Below are 22,156 nucleotides of genomic sequence, written 5' to 3'. Positions count from 1 at the left end.
GTATGACATCTGTACAAAATGTCGTAAGCGATGCCAAGACGTGTGACGTACCGGTTGAGTCAGAACCAGAAGCGCGTACGTATCGGCCGCACGCACTGCTCCAGGAAGAAGCGTGCCAGCGCCTGGCGCAGCTCCAGGGTAAAGAGCTGAAGATGAAGGATCGCACGCAGATCCCTTTGCAGCGTATGCGTATGCTGCCGCCAAAAAAGCGGTCGCTCCTCATGCAGGAGGCGGCGCTGGGTTTTACAGAGCAGCAGGCACTGGTTGAGTCTCAGCGTTGTTTGAATTGTAAAACCAAGCCGTGCGTAAAGGGTTGTCCGGTAGGAGTGCCGATTCCTGAGTTTATTGCGTGTGTCCAAAGGGGAGCCTTTAAGGAAGCAGTTGATATCATTAAGACGACGAGTTTACTCCCTGCAATTTGCGGTCGTGTGTGCCCGCATGAGCGTCAGTGTCAATTGCAGTGTACCGTGGGAAAGATGTTTAAGGATGTGTCCAAGGCGGTGTCGATTGGTGCGCTTGAGCGTTTTGTCGCTGACTGGGAGCGGCAGCATGGTCAAATTACAGTTCCGTACTGTGCGCCGTCTACGCACAAGAAAGTGGCCGTCATCGGGTCAGGGCCTGCAGGTCTTGCAGTTGCCTCAGATACGGCGCGTGCAGGCCATTCGGTAACGGTGTTCGAAGCGCTCCACAAACCGGGTGGAGTGGTGACCTATGGTATTCCTGAGTTTCGCCTGCCGAAAGAAGTGGTAGTGACGGAAATTGAAACACTCAAGAAAATGGGGGTGACGTTCCGGATGAACTTTTTGGTGGGCAGAACAGCAACGCTGGAACAGCTGTTCTCGCAGTACGGTTTTGATGCAGTTTTTATCGGGACCGGTGCGGGATTGCCGCGCTTTATGAATATTGAGGGTGAGGAATTGTGCGGGGTGTTTGCAGCAAACGACTACCTAACGCGTGCGACGCTGATGAAGGCGTATGACACTGCGCATGCGGACACGCCGGTGTATGCGGCAAAGTCAGTGGTGGTAGTCGGTGGAGGGAATGTGGCGGTAGATTCCTCGCGTACGGCGCTCCGTTTAGGGGCTGAGCAGGTGCACTGTCTGTACAGAAAAACGCGTGCGGATATGACCGCCTGTGTGGAGGAAATTGCACAGGCAGAAGATGAGGGGGTGACGTTTCACTTTTTGTGTCAGACCACCCGCATTTTGGGGGATGAAGAGGGGAACGTGCGCGCGGTAGTGTTCCGCGATTGTCAGGAACAGATTGATGCAGGAGAACGTGTGTTTCTGCCCTGCGGCGATGCTGAGTGTAAACTTGCTGCAGACGCGGTGATCGTTGCCGTTGGGAATGGTTCAAATCCGCTCATGGCAAAGACAACGCGCAGTCTTGCAGTGAGCGAGCGGGGTACTATCGTGGTGGACGAGGATCAACGGACGAGCATTCCGGGAGTGTGGGCTGGGGGAGACATTGTCTTAGGAGCGGCAACGGTTATTCGTGCGATGGGGCAGGGGCGGCGTGCAGCGGCGTCTATAAACGCGTACCTTGCGCAAAAAGCGTAACGGGTGCTGCATGCGCTGAGCGTACACGCGCGAGGTTACCGAAACGTGTGGGTCTAGGCCCCACGAAGGGAGGGAGTGACGATGAGTATTCACCTTGGAGCAAAGGGAGAGGATATTGCGCCGCGCGTGCTGTTGCCCGGTGACCCGCTGCGTGCGCGTTTTGTGGCGGAGCGTTTTTTTCACAATGCGTATTGCTACAATGAGGTGCGTGGCATGCTCGGGTTTACGGGAACCTACAAGGGGGTGCGCGTGTCGGTGCAGGGGACAGGTATGGGGCTGCCGTCGCACTCAATTTACGTAACGGAGCTGTTTCAAGATTATGGGGTGCAAAAGGCAATCCGCGTGGGGACTGCCGGTGGATTGCAGGAGGAAGTGGCGCTCAAATCGGTGGTGTGTGCGCTGGGTGCGGCAACGGATTCTGCAATAAACGCGCGCAGGTTTAGCGGCATGCACTTTGCGCCCACGGCAAGCTGGTCGCTCCTGCGCACGGCAGTGTCGGTTGCTGATGAAATGGGCACGGGGGTGCAGGTGGGGAATGTAATTTCCTCTGACGTCTTTTACGATGAATCAGGAAGCTGGCGCCTGTGGGCCCGGTATGGGGTGTTAGCGGTGGAAATGGAAACGGCGGAGCTGTACACGCTTGCTGCAAAGTTCAGACGCGAGGCGCTGAGCATTCTGACTATCTCTGACCACCTGGTAACCGGCGCGGTAACTAGCGCGCAGGAGCGGGAGCGCTCCTTTACCCAAATGATAGAAATTGCGCTTGAAGCCATTATCCAGTAGGGACGCGCGCGCCACCTGCCCCGGCGGCGGGGCTAAAAGTGATAGCGCACCCCAAAGTCAATGGTGGCAAGGCCCACGGCTCTGCACTTGTCGGGGGAGCTTGCAATGTCCCCAAGCTGCGTGTAGGCAACAATGCCGCCGATGGACCAGTCCGGGGTGTACTGGTAGTAGAGCCCCGCGCTGGCTTCCGCAATAAGCCCCGGCGCCTTCTTGCTGAGATAGGACTGAATGTTGAGCCCAACGCCCAGGGAGAGCGGTATGCGCCAGCGCCCTACGGCAAACGTGTACGTGGGGTTTACCGTGATGGGAACAGAAAAGTAATAGTTTGACCCGGTCGTGCGGTAACACTCAAAGGAAACTTGCCCGCCGAGGGAAAAGTTTTTGGTAAAAAAATACTCGTACCCGAGGTGAAACCCCCCGCCCCCGAGCAGTTTGCCGTTGCCGTTACCGTTGGTGCCGGAACTCGAAGAGCCGTTGGTTCCATTTCCCCCTGCTATGTACAACTGGCAGCCTGCAACAATGCCAATTTTGAGCAGCTGATCCCCGGGGCGAATGGGCTCGTACGCCACCACCACCTGCGGAGACTGGGAGGGGGGTACCTCTCGCACGCCCTCGGAGCTGTAGGCAGGCAGCAGGGGAGAGAGCGCACACAGCGCACCAACGCACTGCCACGCGCGGAACGTTCTGCTCATACGACGCCGAGCATACGGTGTTTCTTGGGCTTCCGTCTAGTGTCCGTGCGTGTTCGGTCTTTGCGCTGTTGCGTGCGCGTGTCTATACTGGGCGCGTGGACGCACGCCTCATCGATGGAAAACAAGCCGCACACGAGTGTACGGCGCGTCTTGCAACGCGTGTGCAGGCGCTGCGTGCGGCGGTAGGCACGGCGCCCTTTCTTGCCGCAGTGCTGGTGGGGGATGACCCGGCTTCTTGTACCTACGTTGCAGCAAAGCAGCGTGCCCTGGCTCGCGCCCACCTGCGGGGGGAAACGCACCGGCTGCCTGCTCATGCCTCTCACGCACAGGTGTTAGAACTTATTGCTCGTCTCAATGAGGACGCGCGGGTGCACGGCATTTTGATCCAATTGCCGTTACCTGCGCATCTTGACGCAGCGAGGGTGTGCCGCGCAGTGGCGCCAGAAAAAGATGTCGACGGCTTTCATCCGCTTAACTGTGGTGCGCTCTTCCTTGCGCAGCCTGGGTTTGTTCCCTGCACCCCTGCGGGGATTGTGCACTTGCTCCGGCGTGCGCAGGTGCCGCTTGCGGGGGCACGCGTGGTAATTGTCGGCCGTTCTGCCATCGTTGGCCGTCCGCTTGCAGTGCTCCTTGCCTCTCCCGGCTGTGATGCAACCGTGACGCTCTGTCACAGTCACACGCGCGGTTTGGCGGATATCTGTGTGCAGGCAGATATCCTCGTTGCAGCACTGGGAAAGGCGCGCTTCATTGGCGCGCCGTTTGTGCGCACCGGCGCCGTGGTTATCGATGTGGGTATTCATCACGTGCCAGATGCAACTGCACCGCGCGGGAGAAGACTGTGTGGTGATGTGGATTTTGACGCAGTGGCGCACAAGGTGCAGGCGATCACGCCTGTTCCGGGGGGAGTAGGACCGATGACTATCGCGATGCTGCTGCACAACACGCTCTGCGCTGCAGAGTATGCAGCCGGGATGATACCCCCCTTTAGAGCGGCGCTCTATGCCGACCTAGATGGACGCGCTGCAGGCGACGTACCGCACTGAGTTACAGGGAGGAAAGCGGATGCGCCCGCAAAAAAAGAAAGAGGGCTGCGCCCATGAGCGCGTGGTCAAAGGGTGCGCGGCCCATGCGTTCGTACACGTCGTGCACGGGGAGCACGCACCGCTCTAAAAACTCGTCGGTATCCAACTGCGGTTCACGTACCTCAGGCGTACACTCGGCGCTGAAGATGTGCACGCGGTTCTCCAACACGGCGGGATTCGGGTGTATGGTGCCAAGGTGTGCAAGAGAGGAAGCGCGTCTGCCTGTTTCTTCAAACAGCTCCCTGCGCGCTGCAGCCTCAGGGTGCTCCCCTGCGTCGATAACCCCGCCGGGAAATTCAGTACACACCGTCTGTGAACCGCAGCGCCACTGGCGCACCATAACGAAGAAGCGTTGTGCGCGTTCCATCACGTGCGGCACGACGATTACCCACTCAGGTGCAGTGAGCGTTACAAAGCGACGTACCGTTTTGCGCGGTGAAACGCTTTCGAGTTCTTGCACGTGAAAAACGCGCAGGCGGCACGCCTCGTGCCGTTTCCGTACCTCCCATGCAAGATGGGCGTCCTGTTTTTTTTCCTCCTTTGCGCGATGCGCAGGCTGGACAGTTTCTCTTCCTTCATCCATGGGCGTGCACTCCTTTTGCCCCGGTTGGTACAGGTTTTGTGTGTTGCAAGGCACGGCGCAAGTATCGTCTCTCCTACGGGGAGCGTCCTGGGCGATGCTGAACGCCAAGATACAGTTTTTCCACTATCCCGGTGAAAATGACGAATCCTGCAAGGATTTCTGCCCCGGTAAAAAAGCGCGCGCCGCTGTTTGATCGCGCAAGGTTCGGCAGCAGGAGACGGGCAAGTTCGAGCGTGTACAGGAGCATAGTCACGGCCACCGTCGCTTTGCCCCCCGCGGTGGAACCGGTCATCGGGTGGCCAAAAAGCGCGTACACACAGGCAATAACCGTTTGTAACGAAAGCCGGGTGATGATAAGCACAAAGAACCACAGGGGCACCACACCGCTTTGGTAGTAAAGCGCTGAGATGAGCCCGATAAGCGCGTAGTCGCTTGCTGCGTCGAGCGTTTCTCCCACGCGGGACGTTTCTCGTCTTGCGCGGGCAATTTTGCCATCGATAAAATCGGTGAGGAACAAAACGCTCAGTCCTGCAACGAGGAAGTAAGAAAGCCCCGCCAGTGCGTGGAATTTAAGCAGAAAGCCAACGATAGGAATAGCACTGGCACGGATAAGCGTGATGTGCGTTGCAGTGTTCAGCGTTTTCAGCGCGGTGCGGTTCTCCTTACAGTCAGAAGATGCGGCGGCACAAATAGGCGCTGTCTGTTCAGGCAGCGGTTTAAACGGCACGGTGGTATCTGCAGGTTCTCTGCTATACGCGACAAGAAAAAAGAAGAGCAGACAGTGCCAGAGTACAATGACCGTTAAAAAGCTGAGCGTGGAGCTGGGGGGCACCTGGGTACGCCCGTGCGCGAGGGACAGCGCCAGCACGAGCGCACTGTGAAAAAGCGTATAGGAGCAGAGAATGCCAGCTGTTTCCTTTTCCATAGACGGAGGGGAAAAGTATCCGAGAATCCATCTTTTGTCAGGGGAAACGGGGAAATACTGAACGGGAAAGAAGCGGCGTGCTGGAGCCTTTGGGAGGGTGCTGAATTTCTCGTGCGCTTTGTATTGAAAAGATGCGTCCGAACCGGACTGGCAGGTCTTTTTTCTAAGACGTGCTGCGCAGTGCGCCGAGAATGGCAGGGAGTGGGGGGAGTGCATGGAACTGAGAGGACTGCTGGCACGGGCCATTGGTATCGGTGTGGCGGAGTCTGCGCCTGCTGCGCAGGAGACTATTTCAGTCGGTACGTCGTGTGCGGCAGCACCGTGTTCTTTTGCTCAGTCGTTGCATGACCACATGCGTGGCGCTGCGCCACAGAGAGTCTCTCTTTCCCCTGCGTCGGCTGCAGTGCACGAAAGGGTGCGCGAGGAAGCTGATGAGCAGCAAACCGGTTCGGGTACCCAACAGGACGTTTTCACAGAAGAGTCTCTTTCGGATGTATTTCTCGTGGCGTACGAGACTGGTTTGCGTGCTGCGCAGGAGGCGGCGTCAGGAGTGCGGCCCTTTGATTACGTGCGCGCGGCGCAGGAAGCTTCGGGTGGTGCGTCGTGGCCGTCCGCGCCGGAGTTTCTTGTAGTAGAGCGGCAGGCAACTTCCGTAACGCCGCGGTCTGTTGTGCCAGAGCAGCCCTCATCCGGGGAACGGGGGCGTGCGGCGCGTCCTGCAGGACTGTCTCGCGCGTACGCGCAGCGTGTGCCGGAGACTGCACCGCACGTGCAGGACCTGTGTGGGCAGGAGTCTGGGGAGCATCTGCGGGAAAGCGCTGGTGCGCGGGGGTTGCGCGGAGGGTCTCTTCCTTCTGGCGCTGCCCCTGCCCTGCTGCGTGAGCAGGGGAGCGAAGCCACGTACGCGGCATCGTCGGAGTCTGAAGTCTTTGACGTTATTTTCGATGCAGAGGTGCGGCAGCGGTTGGTGGCGGCTGCTATCCGTGGTGAGCCTGTTTTGCAGTCTGGGGGAGCAGGCAGCTCCTTTGGAGGAAAGGCAGGTGCGTCTCACGCCTCTGCTGCTGCAGGGGTGAGCGCCGGTGCGGCGTTCCAGGGGGCGACTGCGTACGGGCAGATTCGGCATGGGGATTCTCCTCAGGAGTTGGGATCTTTTTCGGACGCGCGCTTTACTGTGCTGGACGCGCGTAGGCATTCGCGCGGTGCAGGGTCGGGTGTGTCTTCGCACGCGGGCGCCGTACTTCCTGCGGCGCAGGCGCAGCTGTCGGCTGCGGACGTGGATGCGGGGGCGGAAGAGCACGGTACGGAGTCGCTGCGTGAGGGGGAGCGTGCAGGCGTGGAGCGTGCGTTTGAAGGAGTTGCGCACGCGCGTGAGGAGACAGCGCAGTCGCAGGGGATCCGAGGATTTGCTACCACTCAGGCGGCTCTTTCGGCGCACATTCGTGCGCATAGTGCAGAGCTTGCGCAATCTGGACGGGTTGTGCTGCGCGATCACGGACGCGGATACATCGACATTGCGCTGAAGCCAGAGCACCTTGGTGCGGTGAGCATACGTCTTGCCCTGTCGGAGAATAAGCGGGTGGTGGGTACTATTCACGTTGCTTCTCAGGAGGCGTTTGAAGCTTTTCAGGAAAATCTGGGGGATTTGGCGCGTGCATTCGAGGCAAATGGTTTTGACGCTGCGCAGTTTGATGTGCAGTGGTTTGGCGCTGGTGCGCACGCAGAGGACGGGCATTTGGCATCGCAGACGGCAGCCTACGCTGCTGCACAGCGTCTTGGGGGAGCGGGCGTTGAGCCTGTTGTGCAAGAAGTCCATTGGCATGCGCAGGGAGCTGCGCTCACGATTGACGTGTTTGCCTAAATAGGCGCGCCGGTTTTGCCTACCCTGTAGGGGGGTCAGCGTACACAACCGGTGAAAAAAGAGGAGGGCCGGGGCATGGTACAGAACACTAATATGCGGTTTGAAATGACCGCCGCTGAGCGTACGCGTTTAGAAATGGATGTGCGCGTTATAAACAAGCAGCTTGAGGCAGGCGCGCGCAGTGCGAAGCGGGAGTTAGGAAAGGACGATTTTTTGCATCTCCTTATTGCGCAGCTTACCCATCAGGATCCTACTGCGCCTATGCAGGACACGCAGTTTATTGCGCAAATGGCGCAATTTTCCTCGCTCGAGCAGATGGCCAACATGAGTGCGCAGGTAGAGAAGCTCGGAACGCTGTTTGGCAATACTGAAGCGCTGCAGGCGGTGGGAAAAATGGTTGAAGTCACTGAGGCGGATAACACTGTTCGTGGGCTTATCAGTGCAGTCACCCGTGCTGACAAGCCCCAGGTGCGGGTGGGGTCGCACTGGTACGAATGGGAGCACGTCAAGGTGATTGCAGATCCGAGTGCGTCGTAGCAGTTGTATGGTTTGTGAACAGAGAAAGAGAGATTAGGAAAATGAGTCACATGAGGAGGACACAGAGCATATGATGCGGTCACTTTTTTCAGGTGTGTCTGGTATGCAGAATCATCAAACGCGCATGGATGTCATTGGGAACAACGTCGCGAACGTTAACACTACCGGTTTTAAGCGTGGGCGTGTTAATTTTCAAGATCTTATTTCTCAGCAACTGAGTGCGGCTGCGCGTCCGAATGAAGAAGTTGGAGGAGTGAATCCCAAGGAAGTGGGATTGGGCGTGCTGATTGCAAGCATCGATACTGTTCACACGCAAGGTGCACTGCAAACGACGGGTATCAATACGGATGTGTCTATTCAGGGGAGTGGTTTTTTTGTGCTGAAAAGTGGGGAAAAGACGTTTTTCACCCGCGCAGGTGCCTTTGGGGTTGATAATGCGGGCACTCTCGTGAACCCTGCGAATGGTATGCGCGTTCAAGGTTGGATGGCGCAGGACGTGGCGGGGGAGCGTTTAATTAATTCCTCTGCACAGACGCAGGATCTCGTTATCCCCATTGGGCAAAAGATAGATGCGCAGCAGACCAGCACTGTTCACTATGCCTGTAATTTAGACAAGCGTCTGCCTGAGCTTGCTGCAGATGCGAACGAAGCGGACGTGCGTAAGTCCACGTGGACAACTGACTTTCAAGTGTATGATAGCTTCGGGCAGCAGCATACGTTGCAGATTAACTTTTCGCGTGTGCCGGGGACGAACAATCAGTGGCAGGCCACTGTCGCAGTGGATCCGGGGACAGAGGTAGATACGCAAACGCGTGTAGGGGTGGGGACATCTGACGGTGCGGCAAACACCTTTATTGTAAATTTTGATAATTTTGGACACCTCGCTTCAGTGACTGACACTGCAGGGAACGTGACCGGTCCTACCGGACAGGTGCTCCTTGAAGCGTCGTACGATGTTGTCGGTGCGAATCCGGACGATGCAGGGCAGGTTACGCGCCACGCTTTCACGCTCAACTTGGGTGAAATTGGCACCGCGCGCAATACGATTACGCAGTTTGCTGAACGCAGTACTACCAAAGCCTACCGGCAGGACGGTTACGCGATGGGATATTTGGAAAATTTTAAAATAGATCAAAGCGGTGTCATCACTGGTGTGTATTCAAATGGGGTGAGCCAAGACATTGGCCAGCTCGCACTTGCAGGATTTGCAAATCAAGGTGGTCTTGAGAAGGCAGGAGAGAACACCTACGTACAATCGAACAACTCAGGGATAGCGAACATTAGCACGTCGGGGGTGATGGGGAAGGGAAAGTTGATTGCAGGGACACTTGAGATGAGCAACGTAGATTTAACCGATCAATTTACGGATATGATCATTACCCAAAAAGGGTTTCAGGCGGGCGCAAAGACGATTCAGACATCAGACACCATGTTGGATACGGTGTTGAGTTTGAAGCGCTGATGTGTCGACTGTGTGAAAATGTATCTTAAGCGGCAGGTGGCGTGATGGGGATGAGGGATGATTAAAGTGACGCGACTGAATGGAAATGAAAATTGGGTAAATCCCCACCACATTGAAACGATGCGTTGTACACCTGATGTAACGCTTCAAATGCTGTCGGGTAAGTGCTATGTGGTGAGGGAAAGTGTGCAAGAAGTTATCGATAAAATTGTCTCCTATCGGCGCAGCATCGGCTGCCTCAACGACGAGACCTAAGACACGGGGGAAGCGATGGACATCGCATCGTTTATCGGGCTTTTCGGCGGTTTTGCCATCATTATCTTTGGTGCGGTGCTCGGTGGTTCTGCGAGGGGGCTCTTTCACGTACCGTCATTGTTGATCACCGTGGGGGGCTCGTACTTAACGCTTTTTCTCACCTATCCGCTTTCGTATGCCGTGGGTGTTTTTCGGGTAATTGCGCGCGTTTTTCATGCGGCGGATTTTCACGAACGGGAGATTGTCCAGCGGCTCTACGCGCTTGCTGAGAAAAGTCGGCGCACCGGTTTACTTGCGCTCGAAGAAGAAATTCAGGACTTTGACGATGACTTCGTGCGCACTGGTTTGCGGAACGTGGTAGACGGTGTGGACGGAGATGCGATCAAGGCACTGATGGAAAGCGAGTTGACGCACATGGAGGATCGGCACAATACGTGGATTTCCCTTTTGAACTCCTGGGCTGCGCTCGCGCCCGGATATGGTATGCTGGGCACCGTTATGGGGCTTATCGGTATGCTTGCAACGCTTGAAGACAAGTCCTCGCTGGGATCTAACATGGCAACTGCGCTTATCACTACTTTCTATGGTTCGCTGGTGCAAAATTGGTTCATTACTCCTGTCGCTACTAAGTTGCAGTATCAGCACGATTTGGAGGTAAAGTCCAAGGAAATGGTAATAGAAGGGGTGCTTTCTATCCAGGCAGGGGATCATCCACGTGTTCTTGCGCAGCGATTGCTGACGTACTTGAGTCCAAAGATGCGCAAGGAACTGGAAATGGAACTGATTAAGGATTAATGCTCATGGCAAGGAAGAGGCGTGCTCCGCGCGGGGCGGCACAAGGGTGGCTAACGACATACTCAGATATGGTCACGCTTATGCTCTGTTTTTTTGTCATGCTGTTTAATCCAACTGAAGTTGATATCACGGTGTTGCAGAGTATTGCTGCATCGATTGTAGGTGATCCTACCGGTGGAGGGGTTTCTGCCTCCTCAGGGAGGCTCGCTGACTTGGGAAACACCGTTAACACGCTGCCTTCACTGGAAAAGGGACAGAAGCTGGCGACTGCGCTGAAGAAGGCGGTTTCGCTTTTCGCTCCTGAGATTAAAAGCAATAAGATTGCGGTGACCAGTGATGAGCGCGGTTTAGTTATTTCGCTCACTTCGGATTCGTTTTTTTATCCGGGGTCTTCCGATCTGAATGTGGAGGAATCTCGGGAGGCGTTGTTGCGTGTTGCGCAGTTTTTGTCTGATCATGCGCTCGCCGGTCGACGGTTTCGCATTGAGGGACACACCGACTCAGTTGAGGTGCCCGAAGATGGGAGTACAGACAATTGGGAACTTTCTACCCGTCGGGCGGTGCGCGTGTTGCATTATCTTACTGATTTTGGTGCACAGGAAAATCGCTTTTCCCTTGCAGGGTACGCAGACACACGCGCAAAATTTTCAAACGAAAGCCCTGAAGGGAGGGCGTACAACCGGCGGGTTGATATTGTCATCCTGGACGAGGGTCACTTTTGATGGTACACTTCCGCTTCCCCTTTCCCGGAGGTGAGTTTCCGGTATCTGCACAGCCTGAGTTTGAGCTGGTGGCGCGTCTGCACGCCGCTGTAGTACGTGAGGAGGATGTATGGCAGAAAAGGACTCCATAGGAGATATCGCTGATGATTTTGAGGAACAGCTTGTCGCTCCTGCTGCGGACAGGGTGGGCTTTCTGCCAGGATTGCTCAGATGGGTTGCCATTGCAGTAGGGGCGGTCATCTTCATTGTGACGGTGGTGACAGCCACCGCGCTGGTGCTCGCAAAGCAGGGGAGTAGCCACACGGCGTATCCGGTTTCACAGGAGTTTCGGGAGTCTCGCGAGCTTTTGCAATACTACGAGTCAGTGGGCCTTATCCGTACCAATACTGCAGATGCGCTACCGGGGACGGTTGTAGTGAGCGTTGCGTTGGGGTATCCGCTCAATGATAAAACGGCACAGCAGGAATTGAGCGCGCGTTTGGTGGAGTTAAAGGATTTTTTGCGCTCGTACTTTCAGAGAAAAACACTCTCTGAGTTGCGTCCTGAGCATGAACAAAAGGTGAAGATTGAAATTCGTAATGAGATTAACGACAATGTACTTTCTCGGTCAAAAGTCAAGGACATTCGTTTCACGCAGTTTGACGTACTTAAGCCCTAACGGAAAGATCACGGGGATGCTATGACAGAGGTATTATCGCAGGACGAAATAGATCAGCTGCTAACGGCTATCAGTTCTGGGGATGCAAGTATTGAAGATGCGCGCCCTATCAGCGACACCCGTAAGATTACGCTCTATGATTTTAGGCGCCCAGATAAGTTTTCAAAGGAGCAGATGCGTACACTGTCGTTGATGCATGAGACTTTTGCGCGGTTGACTACTACCTCGCTGTCGGCGCAGCTGCGCAGTATGGTGCACGTGCACGTTGCGTCGGTAGATCAGCTCACGTACGAGGAGTTTATCCGTTCTATTCCCACGCCTTCTACGCTTGCGGTGATCACTATGGATCCGCTCAAAGGGAACGCAGTGCTTGAGGTGGATCCCTCCATTACTTTTTCTATCATTGACCGCCTCTTTGGAGGAACAGGACAGGCAGCCAAGGTGCAGCGGGATTTGACTGATATTGAAAATTCAGTAATGGAAGGGGTCATCGTCCGTATTCTGGCGAATGTGCGTGAATCCTGGACGCAGGTTATCGATCTGCGTCCGCGCCTGGGTCAAATTGAAACGAACCCGCAATTCGCGCAGATCGTCCCTCCCTCAGAGATGGTGGTGTTGGTGACGCTCGAGACAAAGGTAGGTGAGGAAGAGGGGATGATGAACTTTTGCATTCCGTACATCACCATAGAACCTATCATTTCTAAGTTGTCGAGTCAGTTTTGGTTTTCTTCGGTGCGCAGGAGTTCTACCACGCAGTACATGGGGGTTCTGCGCGACAAGCTATCCACGGTGGATATGGATGTGGTGGCAGAAGTTGGGTCGCTCCGCCTTTCAGTGCGCGATATCCTTGGGCTCCGGGTGGGGGATATCATCCGGTTGCACGACACCCATGTGGGCGATCCTTTTGTGCTCAGTATTGGGAACCGCAAGAAGTTTTTGTGTCAGCCTGGGGTGGTGGGAAAAAAGATTGCCGCGCAGATTTTGGAACGAATAGAAAGTACCTCCCAAGAGGATTTTGAGGAATTATCCGCGGACGAGGAGGAATTGTATGAGTGACGGCTCTATTTCTCAGGCTGAAATCGATGCCCTGCTTTCAGGTGTTGAGATGGGAGCCGGCGACTCCCCCGCTGCGGGCGCGTCTTTCTCCGGTGGGGGGCTCTCCAGCGCACAAAGCGAGTTGTTGCAGTCTTTCTGTCAGGCGAATGTGGGTTCCTTTTGCCCGAGCTTGGAGTCTTTGACCGGTAAGACTGTTTCTATTTCCCCGCCGCGTGTGGAAATTTCCTCTAAGGAAGAGTTTTCCCGCGTCATTCCGGACATGTTAGTGGCAACTGTCATCGATTTTGAAGGAGAGTTTGCAGGGGACCATTTGTTCCTCATGGCTCCTGAGTTTGCGCAGAAACTCGTCAATTTGGTCAGTCATGAGGACAACGATCAAATTGATGATATGGGACTTTCGGTTGTTAGTGAAACGATCACCCAATATGTCAGCGCACAGCTTTCTACGCTTGAGGCGCGGAACGTACAGAATGTAAGTGTGGCTCCTGCAGAGTCGGTGCAGGTGCCTAAGGCGATGGTTCGCTTTCCCCCGCAGCGTCTGTGCGTTTTTACCTATACGGTGGAGCTAGATGGCACTTCGTATACGCTGTGGGAGTTGGTGTCTGAGCAGCTGATGGTTCGAATTATCGAGAGGATGGGGGGGGCAATGCAGCGCCCGCAGGCGCAGGTGGGCAATTCTCAAATGGGGGGCGTGAACATGCAGATGGGGATAGGCGCCGCGAGTCCGAGTGTGCAGTCAGTCCAGTTTCATCCGCTGCAGAATGCAGCAGGTGGCGCAGAACAGGGAAATATCGGGCTTATCATGGACGTGTTCATGGAAGTTACCGTTGAGCTCGGGCGTACACGCATGATGATTAAAGATATCCTGGGTATGGGGGAAGGCCACATTATCGAGTTGGATAAGCTTGCCGGTGAACCTGTTGATATTTTGGTCAATCACAAGTTGATCGCAAAAGGAGAGGTGGTGGTTATTGATGAAAACTTTGGGGTGCGTGTTACGGAAATTCTCTCGCCGGGAGAACGTATTGCGGACGTTTAATTGCTCCCTTCGGATCGTACCGCGGTGCGCGACGCTGTTCCTTTCGGTGCATGTTTTTTTGCATGTGTCCTTTGAGCTCTGGGCACAGCAGCAGGGGGTAGATGTTTCTGCCGTTTCAGAAGCGGTGTCAGCGACTTCTGCACAGAAGGAGCAGCCGGCGCCTGAGTCCGCGCGTGACACGAGGGAGGACGCGTTCCCGCTCACCCCTGCTGAACAGGCGTTCCGTTTCGACGCTGCCCCGGTTGCGCGTGACCCGTCCCCTTCGGTGTTTTCTCTTCTGTTGCGTTTTAGTCTCGTGCTCTGCGTGGTGTGTGCGGCTGTATACGGGTTTCTGCGTCTTATCAGACGCAGTGCGTTTCTTTCTAGCGCGCACGATCCATTTTTGAAGCGGCTTGCCTGTTTGCCCATTGCGCCAGGGCGCGCAGTGTACGTGGTAGGACTTGCAGAGCGCGCCTTTGTATTGGCAGCGTCTGATACGTGCATTTCACTCATTGCAGAGGTCAAGGACAAAGAGCTCATCGATACCATGAACATCGTCGCTGATGAGCAGGGCACTGACGCCCGTGCGGATTTTTCTCAGATGCTCGCGCGCCTCTTGCCCGCGCGCGTTACCGGTAAGGGGAAGCCGTTAGTTGAGGCAGATTTTCTTGCAGATACGAGAAAGAAGTTGCGTCGCATCCCTCGTAATGATTCTGAAGAATCTGCTGCACAGGATGCTTTGTGATCCGTGCTCGTGCGTGCGTACGCCGCGCGCTCTTTTTCGTGTCATTGTTTTTCTTCCCGCTTTTTGCACAGGATGCGCGCGGAGGTGTCGAGCGCGGCGTTACTGGTATCAATGCTGAGCGGCCGGCTTCACGCATTCCTTTCATCAATTTTGATATCCGGGAGCCCCAGACCAATCGGGAAGTGGCTTTTTCTGTGCAACTTCTCCTGTTGCTCACGCTCATTTCCCTTGCGCCGAGTATCTTGCTTTTGATGACTGCCTTTCTGCGCTTGTCTATCGTCCTTGATTTTATCAAACGTGCATTGTCGCTGCAGCAAGTGCCGCCCACACAGGTTTTACACGGCATAGCATTGTTTCTCGCCCTGTTTATCATGTGGCCGGTCTTTACTGAGATTTATGCCAAATCGTTTAAACCTCTTACCGATGGCCAGGTAGATATCCAGACTGCATATACGGAGGCAGAAAGACCGCTGCGTGTCTTCATGTATCGTCAGATGGCGCATGACCCGTCTTCTGTGCGTCTTTGTATGTCCATGGCAAAGCTGCCTAAGCCAGATACACTTGCGGACGTGCCCACGTATGTCCTTATCCCTGCTTTTATCCTGCATGAGCTGACCGTAGCCTTTCAGATTGGTATCTTCCTGTACTTACCTTTCATAATTGTTGATATGGTTGTAGCGAGTATTTTGATGTCTATGGGTATGATTATGCTGCCGCCGGTTCAGATTTCATTGCCGTTTAAATTGGTTTTGTTCGTGCTGGTGGACGGTTGGAATCTGCTGATAGATAGGCTTTTTCATTCGTTTTTATAACATACAGGACGGGAGTGTGTGATGACGCAAGGTGCGGTATTAGGCTTGATACGAGAGGGTGTTTTTCAGGTGGTGTTACTTGTCGCGCCTGTTCTGTGCACAGCGCTTGTCGTTGGCTTAATAGTGGCTATCTTTCAGGCAGTGACGTCTATTCAGGAACAAACACTTACCTTTGTTCCTAAGATGTTGACCATATTGGGAATGATTGCCCTCCTCGGTGGGTGGATGCTGACAATGCTGCAGAATTATACCGTAAGGCTGTTTGACATTATCCCTCAGTTAGTGAGGAGTGGACCTGTCTAGTGGATATGTGCGATGGAACGGTCCTTTGATGCACTCTTTTCTCAGGCTTCTCTTTTTTTTCTTGCGGCGGTCCGCGTGTTTGCGCTTATGTTTACGGTACCTCTCTTGTCGGTGCGCTCGGTTTCTCGGGTAGTGAGGGTGGCACTCGCAGGCCTGATTGCATTCCTCGTATTACCGCTTGCGTACCCTGCACCCATGCAGGTTCGTGAGTTTAGTGCGTACTATGTGCTTTTGTTGCTCGGAGAAGGTTTGCTGGGGATTTTAACAGGTTTTTTTATTAGCGTAATTTTTACGACTTTTAGTGCGGCAGGACAGTTTTTTTCGTATCAGATGGGTTTTGGAACATCTGAGATGTACGATACCTTTGCACAAATAGAAAATCCTTTGATGGGACAGTTTTTGAACTTTGTGGCGATGCTTGTTTTTTTGCAAATAAAAGGATTTCAAATCCTGTTTTTAGGAGGCGTGCTGCGGAGCTTTCAGGCTGTTAATTGCTTTGTTTTTCTGCGGAAACAGGAAGCGCTCCTGCTGTTTTTTACCAAAGCGTTGAGTGCTCTTTTTTTACACGCGATGACTATCGCACTGCCTATCATGGGAGCATTGCTGTTAATCCACGTTTCAATGGGTTTATTAACAAAAGCGGCCCCACAAATGAATCTACTCTCTGAAGGGCTTCCGCTTACAATCGTAGTTACGTTTGTTTTACTGAGCGTAATTCTTCCTTACATGATAAACCTGTTTGTTTCTATACTGTTTGGCGGTTTTGAAATGTTTGAGCAGCTCTTGGTAAAGCTTGGAAAAGCCCTATGATAGAACAAGAAGGAACATTTCCGCTTCCTCTTTTTATTATTGATTTGCAGTGGTTTGCCGCTGAGGATGAAGGGAGGTCAGAGGATCCTACCGAAACAAAACTCCGTAAAGCACGAGAAGAAGGACGTGTTCCGAAAAGCCAGGATCTAAATGGAGCGTTTGTGATGCTCTTCACATCAACTTCCTTGTTCTTGCTTGCACCATTTATATTGAGAGAGTGCATCGGTGTACTCAGGTTTTTCTTTACGCGTGCTACTACCGCGTCCATCCAGAATACTGGATGGTTTTTTGTATTTGTGCGGTATTTTATGAAACTTGCACTTCCGATATCCTTTGTTGCGCTGGTCTCTGGCGTTGCGGCAAACATTGTACAAAACAAGACCGTTTTATTTTCGGTAAAGTCGATTCGACCGCAGTTTAAGAAAATATCTCCAGATGTAATTCGTTTTTTCAAACGCTCATTTTTTTCAACAGAAGGGCTTTTCAATTTACTTAAATCTCTCATAAAGATTACAGCGATATTTTTTGTATCGTATTTTACTATACGTAATGATCTTTTTATGTTTGTTTCTTTATTGGGTGTGAGTCTTACCCAGAGTATTTTCTACATTACATCCCTTGCGGGTAAAGTTCTCCTCGAAGTAAGTTTGCTGTTAGTGGTGTTCTCGCTTCCCGATTATTTCTTCCAAAGAAGGCAATTCATCGATTCGTTAAAAATGTCTCGGCAGGAAGTGAAAGAGGAGTTAAAAGAGCAGGAAGGGGACCCGCTCGTGAGAAGTTATGTTAGAAAGCAGATGCAATCTCTTGTTAGAGAGTCTGCTCGGAATACCACTGACGCTGATGTTGTGATCACTAATCCGACTCATTTTGCAGTTGCGGTGCAATATGAGCCTGCATACATGACTGCGCCGACTGTGGTTGCGAAAGGATCTGATGGGACTGCATACCGAATCAAACGGTTGGCAAAAGAGGCAGGTATCTTGATAGAAGAAAACAAACCGCTTGCACGTGCGTTGTACACGCAGGTTGCTATCGGGAGAGAAGTTCCCTACGAATATTTTAATGCTTTAGTGCTGATTTTTACCAAGCTGGATAAATTTAAAACACATGCACAGCGTAAGAGGTAACCCATACTATGGCGCACGGTAAGAGTGCCTTTTTCACTACTGACGCTTTTGTTGCGATTTCAGTGTTGGTGGTTGTCTTTTCTATTGTTGTTCCTCTGCCCACGCAAATTCTCGATGCGTTGATGGCCTTTAATCTTATCTTTAACCTTTTGATATTACTTATGGTGTTATTTGTTGAAAAACCAACAGATTTTTCTGTATTTCCCTCGCTCTTGTTGACCTCAACCGTTTTTGGACTTGGACTGAACGTGTCTTCCACCCGGTTGATTTTAACGTTAGGAGATCGGTTTAGCGGGTATATGATCCGTGCGTTTAGTTCTTTTGTGGTGGGAGGATCCGGGACGCAAGGTCTAGTAATTGGTTTTACGGTATTCATCATTTTAATTGCAGTGCAAGCTTTTGTTATTACTAAGGGTGCGACGCGTATTGCAGAAGTTGCTGCGCGTTTTACCTTAGACTTCAATGCAACCAAAAGCATGTCTATTGATGCTGAATATAATGCAGGTGTTATCACCGAAGAAGAAGCGCGAGAGCGTAAGAGGCAAATTCAGCGTGAAGCAGATTTTTTTGGAGCAATGGATGGAGCGAGTAAGTTCGTATCGGGCAATGTCAAAATTGGTATTTTTATTACCATTGTAAATGTGATTGCAGGCCTGATAGTGGGTGTCATATTTCGTAGGGAGGGTTTTCAGGCAGCATTGCAGACCTATACAAATTTAACGATAGGAGATGGGTTGCTTGCACAGCTTCCTTCTTTGTTGTTGTCTGTTGCAACAGGTTTTATTGTCACTCGATCAAGCGATCAAGGGTCATTTGGTCAAAACGTACAGGAACAATTTTCAAAAAGTGCACTTGTTTATTTTATTGGCTCAGGTGCATTGATCGTTATGGCGGTATTGCCGGGTTTTCCCCACAGTATTTTATTTTTTATGGCCGTGTGTTTTGCCTTTGTGGGACTGCAGCTAAGGAAAAGGGAACGGGTACACGTTCAAGAACATGAGATGCAAAAAAGTTCAGATAAAAAGGGTATGCAACAGACTCAAGATAGTACTTCTGAAATGGGTCCTATTGTGCCGCTTGATCCACTTTCGCTAGAACTTGGGTATGGATTAATTCCTCTTGTTGATAAAGAAAAGGGTGCAGAGCTCCTAAGTAGAATTACAGTTATTAGAAAAGATGCCGCGTTGGATCTCGGATTGGTTGCTCCTAAAATTCGAATTATTGACAATATGCGTTTAGATCCGAGCAGTTATTGTTTCAAAATCCAAGGATTAGAAGTTGCGCGGGGAAAGCTGCGCTTGGGATGGTTTCTCGCCATAAAGTCTGGTCAAGTTACAGAGGAGGTTCCAGGGGAGCGAACAATTGATCCTACATTTGGACTCCCTGCTGTGTGGATTTCTGAAGAAAATCGCGATCGTGCTGAGCGTGTCGGTTACACTGTAGTTGCTCCATCTGCAATCATCGCCACGCACCTGACTCAGGTAATCCGTACCAATGCAGCGGATATTTTAGGTCGGCAAAACGTGCAAATGATCATCGATGCACTACGCAAGGAATACCCGGCGGTGGTAGATGATGTAACGCAAAAGTGTCCACTCGGAAAGATCCAAAAGGTGTTACAAGGGTTGTTACGTGAACAAGTGTCTATTAGAAATACAGTTGCGATATTTGAGACACTTGCAGATTTTGCTTCTACGAGCGACACTGTGCCCGTTCCTATTCTTATTGAAAAAGTTCGTCAGCGATTGGGAAGGCAGATTTGTCTGCAATATGCAGATGAACAGAACGTTCTCCATGTTATGAGATTGGACTCCTCGTTGGAAACGTTCCTTTCAGAAAAGATAGCGTTAACCGTGGATTCGTTATCAATATTGACGCTCTCTCTCGATGAACAAAGACAAGTTCTGCAAGCGGTCCGCACCGTTTTTGTTCCCACACGACAGGAGGGGTATATTCCCGTGTTGCTAACGACGGATACGATTCGTAGCGCAATGTGGAATTTGTTTTTTTCAGATCGTATTGAAATCGCAGTTATGTCCTATAAAGAAGTTTCTACCGATATGCGTATTGAAACAGTGGGAGTAGTAAGGATAGAAGAGAGTGATGTGGATGCTTTTGTGAGAAAGCAGTAGTCTTCGGGCACAAGATGGGTGGAGGGTTTGATAGGTGGAGTTATTAGTAGAAGTTGCCCCAACGAAGGAAAAAGCGATAGAGAAAATTCGGAAAAAGTATGGAGATCGAGTTAATATCCTGCGCACGCAGAGGAATAATAGGAGTTTCTTTTTTGGTCTCATAGAACGAGTCTCGGTAGAGATTTTTTTTTCTGTCAATAGTGGATCGCAATCATCAGTACACGAGATACCCTCAGTGCAATCGCGTACGCGTGTGTCCGCTGCTCGGGTAGAGGATACTGAAGCAGAAAAAATAAAGATACTTGAATCTGCGCAGCGTATTAATGCGAAGATAGCACAGCAGGTAGAGCCCTTAATTTCAGCGGCAAAAGAGAAGAAAACTGAAAAAGTGCCAACTTCCCCTGAAGCGGTGCATGCGCTCACTCAAACGCTAGAGGGTATGATCCAGAAGATCACGAATAGTGCGCCGGTGGTGATAGCACAGGAGTTGCAGTCGATTCAAAGAATCGAACTTCTTTTAGAGGAAAATGATTTTAGTTTTTCATTTATAAGAAAAAGTATTGCTCGTCTAAAGGACGAACTCAGTTATCATGATTTAGAGTCTTTCGAAAAAGTTGAATCAACAGTCCTGCGATGGATTATAGAATCAGTCCACATTCAAGTTCCCCCTATTTGTACCGGAACAAGAAACATTGTATTAGTAGGACCGACTGGTGTGGGAAAAACCACTACCCTCGCAAAGCTTGCCGCGTTCTATTTTGTTACAGAACCGAAGCGAACTGGTATTCAGCCACGAGTAAAAATCATTACAACGGACAATTTTCGTATTGGTGCAGCGTTTCAAATGGAACGTTATTGCGAGCTTATGGGACTCGATCTGTGTGTAGTGCAAGCACCGGTTGAGTTTTTGACGTACATGACACTGTATCAGCAGGAGACCGATGTGGTCTTTGTGGACACGGAAGGGAGGAGTCCGGTTGATGGACAGAATATAGAGCGGATGGTGGAATACTTTCGTGCGGTAAAAAATTTTGAACTGGAAGTGTACCTTACCATTGACGCTGGATCGAAGGCGAACGACTTGCGCGAGGTGTTTAAGCAATATGCGCTTTTTGAGTATCGTGCGCTGATAGTAACCAAACTTGATGAAACAACAAGTATTGGAAACCTCATTAGTGCGTTGAGTGAGGCAAGGACTCCTATCACCTATATTACGACAGGACAAACGGTTCCAAGCAATTTAGAAAAGGCGTCAGTAAATTTACTACTTTCTAAATTAAAAGGTTTTAAACTTCTTGCTGAGGAGATGGGCAACGACTATGGTGATTACGGTAGCAAAGAGAGATAAGCGCATAGCAGACCAGGCAGAAGAGCTGAGGGATTTGATGCAGGAAAAAAATGCGCGGGAGCGTGTTGAACGTCATCAGCATAGAACGCGTGTTGTCGTGGTAACCAGTGGAAAAGGCGGGGTGGGAAAGACGAATATTGCAACGAATATGGCAATTGCTTACGGGTACATGGGGAAAAAGGTGGTACTCATAGATGCAGATCTTGGACTTGCAAATGTGAACGTGATAATGAACGTTGTTCCCCAGTATAATTTGTACCATGTGATCAAAAAGCAGAAGAAAATGTCTGATATCATCATCGATACTAATTTTGGTATCAAGCTCATCGCTGGTGCATCAGGGTTTTCCAAGATTGCAAATTTAAACGAAGAAGAGCGTGCAGCTTTTATCCAAGAGTTATATTCTTTATCGGAGACGGATATCATTATTATCGATACAAGCGCTGGTGTTTCGAAGAATGTCGTAAGCTTTGTTGCATCTGCCGATGATGTCATTGTTGTGACCACTGCCGAACCTACGGCAATCACCGATGCGTATGGAATGATAAAGATCATTGCAACTGAGGTTGATAATCGGGATATGAACTTGAAGATGATAGTAAATAGAGTGAATTCTGCCGCAGAAGGAAGAAGGATCTCTGAACGCATGATACAAATTGCAGCTCAGTTTTTAAATCTGAAGTTAGATTATCTGGGCTTCATTTATGACGACACCTCGGTAGGTGCGAGCGTTCTCAGACAGGTCCCTTTTTTAATCCACGAGCCTCGGGGGAAGGCCTCCGTGTGCTTGCGCCATATCGTGGCAAAGCTGGAAAAAACAGAGATCGCCGAGACAGGCGGGCTTTCAGGTTTTATTCGCAGGATATTTGGAAGGGAATGGGAATAAGGCTCCCC

The 22,156-nt window shown here is 51.7% G+C and carries 23 protein-coding genes; 20 read left to right on the top strand and 3 right to left on the bottom strand.

Annotated features, from left to right (window positions below):
- The first annotated feature begins 2 nt into the window (after positions 1–2).
- The gene (gene gltA / locus TPANIC_RS03645; RefSeq protein ID WP_010882180.1) at positions 3–1,559 is read left to right on the top strand and encodes an NADPH-dependent glutamate synthase; all 1,557 of its coding nucleotides are present in this window, start codon (positions 3–5) and stop codon (positions 1,557–1,559) included.
- A gap of 81 nt (positions 1,560–1,640) precedes the next feature.
- A complete protein-coding gene (gene deoD / locus TPANIC_RS03640) occupies positions 1,641–2,342 on the top strand; it encodes a purine-nucleoside phosphorylase (RefSeq protein WP_010882179.1) in 702 nt (233 codons plus the stop codon).
- A gap of 32 nt (positions 2,343–2,374) precedes the next feature.
- On the opposite strand, the gene TPANIC_RS03635 is transcribed toward deoD, so the two are convergent.
- Positions 2,375–3,034 carry a TP0733 family outer membrane beta-barrel protein gene (locus tag TPANIC_RS03635; RefSeq protein ID WP_010882178.1) on the bottom strand — a complete coding sequence of 220 codons (660 nt, stop codon included), beginning with the start codon at positions 3,032–3,034 and terminating at the stop codon, positions 2,375–2,377.
- A 95-nt stretch (positions 3,035–3,129) separates the two neighbouring features.
- Here TPANIC_RS03635 and TPANIC_RS03630 point away from each other — a divergent pair, with 95 nt between their 5' ends.
- Positions 3,130–4,077, top strand: a complete 948-nt coding sequence (locus tag TPANIC_RS03630) for a bifunctional 5,10-methylenetetrahydrofolate dehydrogenase/5,10-methenyltetrahydrofolate cyclohydrolase (RefSeq protein ID WP_010882177.1) — start codon at positions 3,130–3,132, stop codon at positions 4,075–4,077.
- A gap of 1 nt (position 4,078) precedes the next feature.
- Here TPANIC_RS03630 and TPANIC_RS03625 read toward each other — a convergent pair whose 3' ends face one another.
- Both TPANIC_RS03625 and TPANIC_RS03620 read right to left on the bottom strand, forming a co-directional pair.
- A complete protein-coding gene (locus TPANIC_RS03625) occupies positions 4,079–4,699 on the bottom strand; it encodes an NUDIX hydrolase (RefSeq protein ID WP_014342553.1) in 621 nt (206 codons plus the stop codon).
- Between the two features lie 73 nt (positions 4,700–4,772).
- Positions 4,773–5,624 (bottom strand): CDP-alcohol phosphatidyltransferase family protein, encoded by an 852-nt coding sequence (locus tag TPANIC_RS03620; protein WP_235214021.1) that lies wholly within the window; start codon positions 5,622–5,624, stop codon positions 4,773–4,775.
- A gap of 214 nt (positions 5,625–5,838) precedes the next feature.
- On the opposite strand from TPANIC_RS03620, the gene TPANIC_RS03615 reads away from it, so the two are divergent.
- The 17 genes from TPANIC_RS03615 (at position 5,839) to TPANIC_RS03535 (ending at position 22,148) form a co-directional block, all read left to right on the top strand.
- Positions 5,839–7,482 carry a flagellar hook-length control protein FliK gene (locus TPANIC_RS03615; protein ID WP_010882174.1) on the top strand — a complete coding sequence of 548 codons (1,644 nt, stop codon included), beginning with the start codon at positions 5,839–5,841 and terminating at the stop codon, positions 7,480–7,482.
- Positions 7,483–7,557: 75 nt separating this feature from the next.
- Positions 7,558–8,019: a flagellar hook assembly protein FlgD gene (flgD, locus tag TPANIC_RS03610; RefSeq protein WP_010882173.1), complete on the top strand. Its 462-nt coding sequence runs from the start codon at positions 7,558–7,560 to the stop codon at positions 8,017–8,019.
- A gap of 70 nt (positions 8,020–8,089) precedes the next feature.
- Positions 8,090–9,481 (top strand): flagellar hook protein FlgE, encoded by a 1,392-nt coding sequence (gene flgE / locus TPANIC_RS03605; protein ID WP_010882172.1) that lies wholly within the window; start codon positions 8,090–8,092, stop codon positions 9,479–9,481.
- A gap of 57 nt (positions 9,482–9,538) precedes the next feature.
- Positions 9,539–9,736 (top strand): flagellar FlbD family protein, encoded by a 198-nt coding sequence (locus TPANIC_RS03600; RefSeq protein ID WP_010882171.1) that lies wholly within the window; start codon positions 9,539–9,541, stop codon positions 9,734–9,736.
- Positions 9,737–9,751: 15 nt separating this feature from the next.
- On the top strand, positions 9,752–10,531 hold the full coding sequence (locus TPANIC_RS03595) for a motility protein A (protein WP_010882170.1): 780 nt from the start codon (positions 9,752–9,754) through the stop codon (positions 10,529–10,531).
- A gap of 5 nt (positions 10,532–10,536) precedes the next feature.
- Positions 10,537–11,253: a flagellar motor protein MotB gene (gene motB / locus TPANIC_RS03590; protein ID WP_010882169.1), complete on the top strand. Its 717-nt coding sequence runs from the start codon at positions 10,537–10,539 to the stop codon at positions 11,251–11,253.
- Positions 11,254–11,362: 109 nt separating this feature from the next.
- Complete coding sequence (gene fliL / locus TPANIC_RS03585) at positions 11,363–11,911, top strand: flagellar basal body-associated protein FliL (RefSeq protein ID WP_010882167.1); 549 nt, start codon at positions 11,363–11,365, stop codon at positions 11,909–11,911.
- 21 nt (positions 11,912–11,932) lie between these two features.
- Positions 11,933–12,967 (top strand): flagellar motor switch protein FliM, encoded by a 1,035-nt coding sequence (gene fliM, locus TPANIC_RS03580; RefSeq protein WP_010882166.1) that lies wholly within the window; start codon positions 11,933–11,935, stop codon positions 12,965–12,967.
- Entirely contained in the window at positions 12,960–14,006 is a 1,047-nt protein-coding gene (gene fliN, locus TPANIC_RS03575) for a flagellar motor switch protein FliN (protein WP_010882165.1), read from the top strand. Before fliM ends, fliN begins: the two co-directional genes overlap by 8 nt.
- A gap of 46 nt (positions 14,007–14,052) precedes the next feature.
- The gene (locus tag TPANIC_RS03570) at positions 14,053–14,730 is read left to right on the top strand and encodes a FliO/MopB family protein (RefSeq protein ID WP_014505585.1); all 678 of its coding nucleotides are present in this window, start codon (positions 14,053–14,055) and stop codon (positions 14,728–14,730) included.
- A complete protein-coding gene (gene fliP, locus TPANIC_RS03565; RefSeq protein WP_010882163.1) occupies positions 14,727–15,542 on the top strand; it encodes a flagellar type III secretion system pore protein FliP in 816 nt (271 codons plus the stop codon). Before TPANIC_RS03570 ends, fliP begins: the two co-directional genes overlap by 4 nt.
- An 18-nt stretch (positions 15,543–15,560) precedes the next feature.
- Positions 15,561–15,845, top strand: coding sequence for a flagellar biosynthesis protein FliQ (gene fliQ, locus TPANIC_RS03560; RefSeq protein ID WP_010882162.1), 285 nt, complete (start codon positions 15,561–15,563; stop codon positions 15,843–15,845).
- Positions 15,846–15,857: 12 nt separating this feature from the next.
- On the top strand, positions 15,858–16,655 hold the full coding sequence (gene fliR, locus TPANIC_RS03555; RefSeq protein ID WP_010882161.1) for a flagellar biosynthetic protein FliR: 798 nt from the start codon (positions 15,858–15,860) through the stop codon (positions 16,653–16,655).
- Positions 16,652–17,782, top strand: coding sequence for a flagellar biosynthesis protein FlhB (flhB, locus tag TPANIC_RS03550; RefSeq protein WP_010882160.1), 1,131 nt, complete (start codon positions 16,652–16,654; stop codon positions 17,780–17,782). Before fliR ends, flhB begins: the two co-directional genes overlap by 4 nt.
- An 8-nt stretch (positions 17,783–17,790) precedes the next feature.
- Positions 17,791–19,914: a flagellar biosynthesis protein FlhA gene (flhA, locus tag TPANIC_RS03545; RefSeq protein ID WP_010882159.1), complete on the top strand. Its 2,124-nt coding sequence runs from the start codon at positions 17,791–17,793 to the stop codon at positions 19,912–19,914.
- Between the two features lie 34 nt (positions 19,915–19,948).
- Positions 19,949–21,262, top strand: coding sequence for a flagellar biosynthesis protein FlhF (gene flhF / locus TPANIC_RS03540; RefSeq protein ID WP_010882158.1), 1,314 nt, complete (start codon positions 19,949–19,951; stop codon positions 21,260–21,262).
- Complete coding sequence (locus TPANIC_RS03535) at positions 21,234–22,148, top strand: MinD/ParA family protein (RefSeq protein ID WP_010882157.1); 915 nt, start codon at positions 21,234–21,236, stop codon at positions 22,146–22,148. Before flhF ends, TPANIC_RS03535 begins: the two co-directional genes overlap by 29 nt.
- Positions 22,149–22,156 lie beyond the last annotated feature (8 nt).

The organism is Treponema pallidum subsp. pallidum str. Nichols (assembly GCF_000410535.2).
Taxonomy (GTDB): Bacteria; Spirochaetota; Spirochaetia; order Treponematales; family Treponemataceae; genus Treponema; species Treponema pallidum.
The sequence above is the reverse complement of the archived record's forward strand: the minus strand, read 5'-3'. Positions and strand labels throughout refer to the sequence as shown.

Excerpts from the sequence above, each read along its gene's own strand:
- gltA (WP_010882180.1), top strand. The coding sequence starts at position 3 with ATGACATCTGTACAAAATGTCGTAAGCGATGCCAAGACGTGTGACGTA.
- deoD (WP_010882179.1), top strand. The coding sequence starts at position 1,641 with ATGAGTATTCACCTTGGAGCAAAGGGAGAGGATATTGCGCCGCGCGTG.
- TPANIC_RS03635 (WP_010882178.1), bottom strand. The coding sequence starts at position 3,034 with ATGAGCAGAACGTTCCGCGCGTGGCAGTGCGTTGGTGCGCTGTGTGCG.
- TPANIC_RS03625 (WP_014342553.1), bottom strand. The coding sequence starts at position 4,699 with ATGGATGAAGGAAGAGAAACTGTCCAGCCTGCGCATCGCGCAAAGGAG.
- TPANIC_RS03620 (WP_235214021.1), bottom strand. The coding sequence starts at position 5,624 with ATGGAAAAGGAAACAGCTGGCATTCTCTGCTCCTATACGCTTTTTCAC.
- TPANIC_RS03615 (WP_010882174.1), top strand. The coding sequence starts at position 5,839 with ATGGAACTGAGAGGACTGCTGGCACGGGCCATTGGTATCGGTGTGGCG.
- flgD (WP_010882173.1), top strand. The coding sequence starts at position 7,558 with ATGGTACAGAACACTAATATGCGGTTTGAAATGACCGCCGCTGAGCGT.
- flgE (WP_010882172.1), top strand. The coding sequence starts at position 8,090 with ATGATGCGGTCACTTTTTTCAGGTGTGTCTGGTATGCAGAATCATCAA.
- TPANIC_RS03600 (WP_010882171.1), top strand. The coding sequence starts at position 9,539 with ATGATTAAAGTGACGCGACTGAATGGAAATGAAAATTGGGTAAATCCC.
- TPANIC_RS03595 (WP_010882170.1), top strand. The coding sequence starts at position 9,752 with ATGGACATCGCATCGTTTATCGGGCTTTTCGGCGGTTTTGCCATCATT.
- motB (WP_010882169.1), top strand. The coding sequence starts at position 10,537 with ATGGCAAGGAAGAGGCGTGCTCCGCGCGGGGCGGCACAAGGGTGGCTA.
- fliL (WP_010882167.1), top strand. The coding sequence starts at position 11,363 with ATGGCAGAAAAGGACTCCATAGGAGATATCGCTGATGATTTTGAGGAA.
- fliM (WP_010882166.1), top strand. The coding sequence starts at position 11,933 with ATGACAGAGGTATTATCGCAGGACGAAATAGATCAGCTGCTAACGGCT.
- fliN (WP_010882165.1), top strand. The coding sequence starts at position 12,960 with ATGAGTGACGGCTCTATTTCTCAGGCTGAAATCGATGCCCTGCTTTCA.
- fliR (WP_010882161.1), top strand. The coding sequence starts at position 15,858 with ATGGAACGGTCCTTTGATGCACTCTTTTCTCAGGCTTCTCTTTTTTTT.
- flhB (WP_010882160.1), top strand. The coding sequence starts at position 16,652 with ATGATAGAACAAGAAGGAACATTTCCGCTTCCTCTTTTTATTATTGAT.
- flhA (WP_010882159.1), top strand. The coding sequence starts at position 17,791 with ATGGCGCACGGTAAGAGTGCCTTTTTCACTACTGACGCTTTTGTTGCG.
- TPANIC_RS03535 (WP_010882157.1), top strand. The coding sequence starts at position 21,234 with ATGGTGATTACGGTAGCAAAGAGAGATAAGCGCATAGCAGACCAGGCA.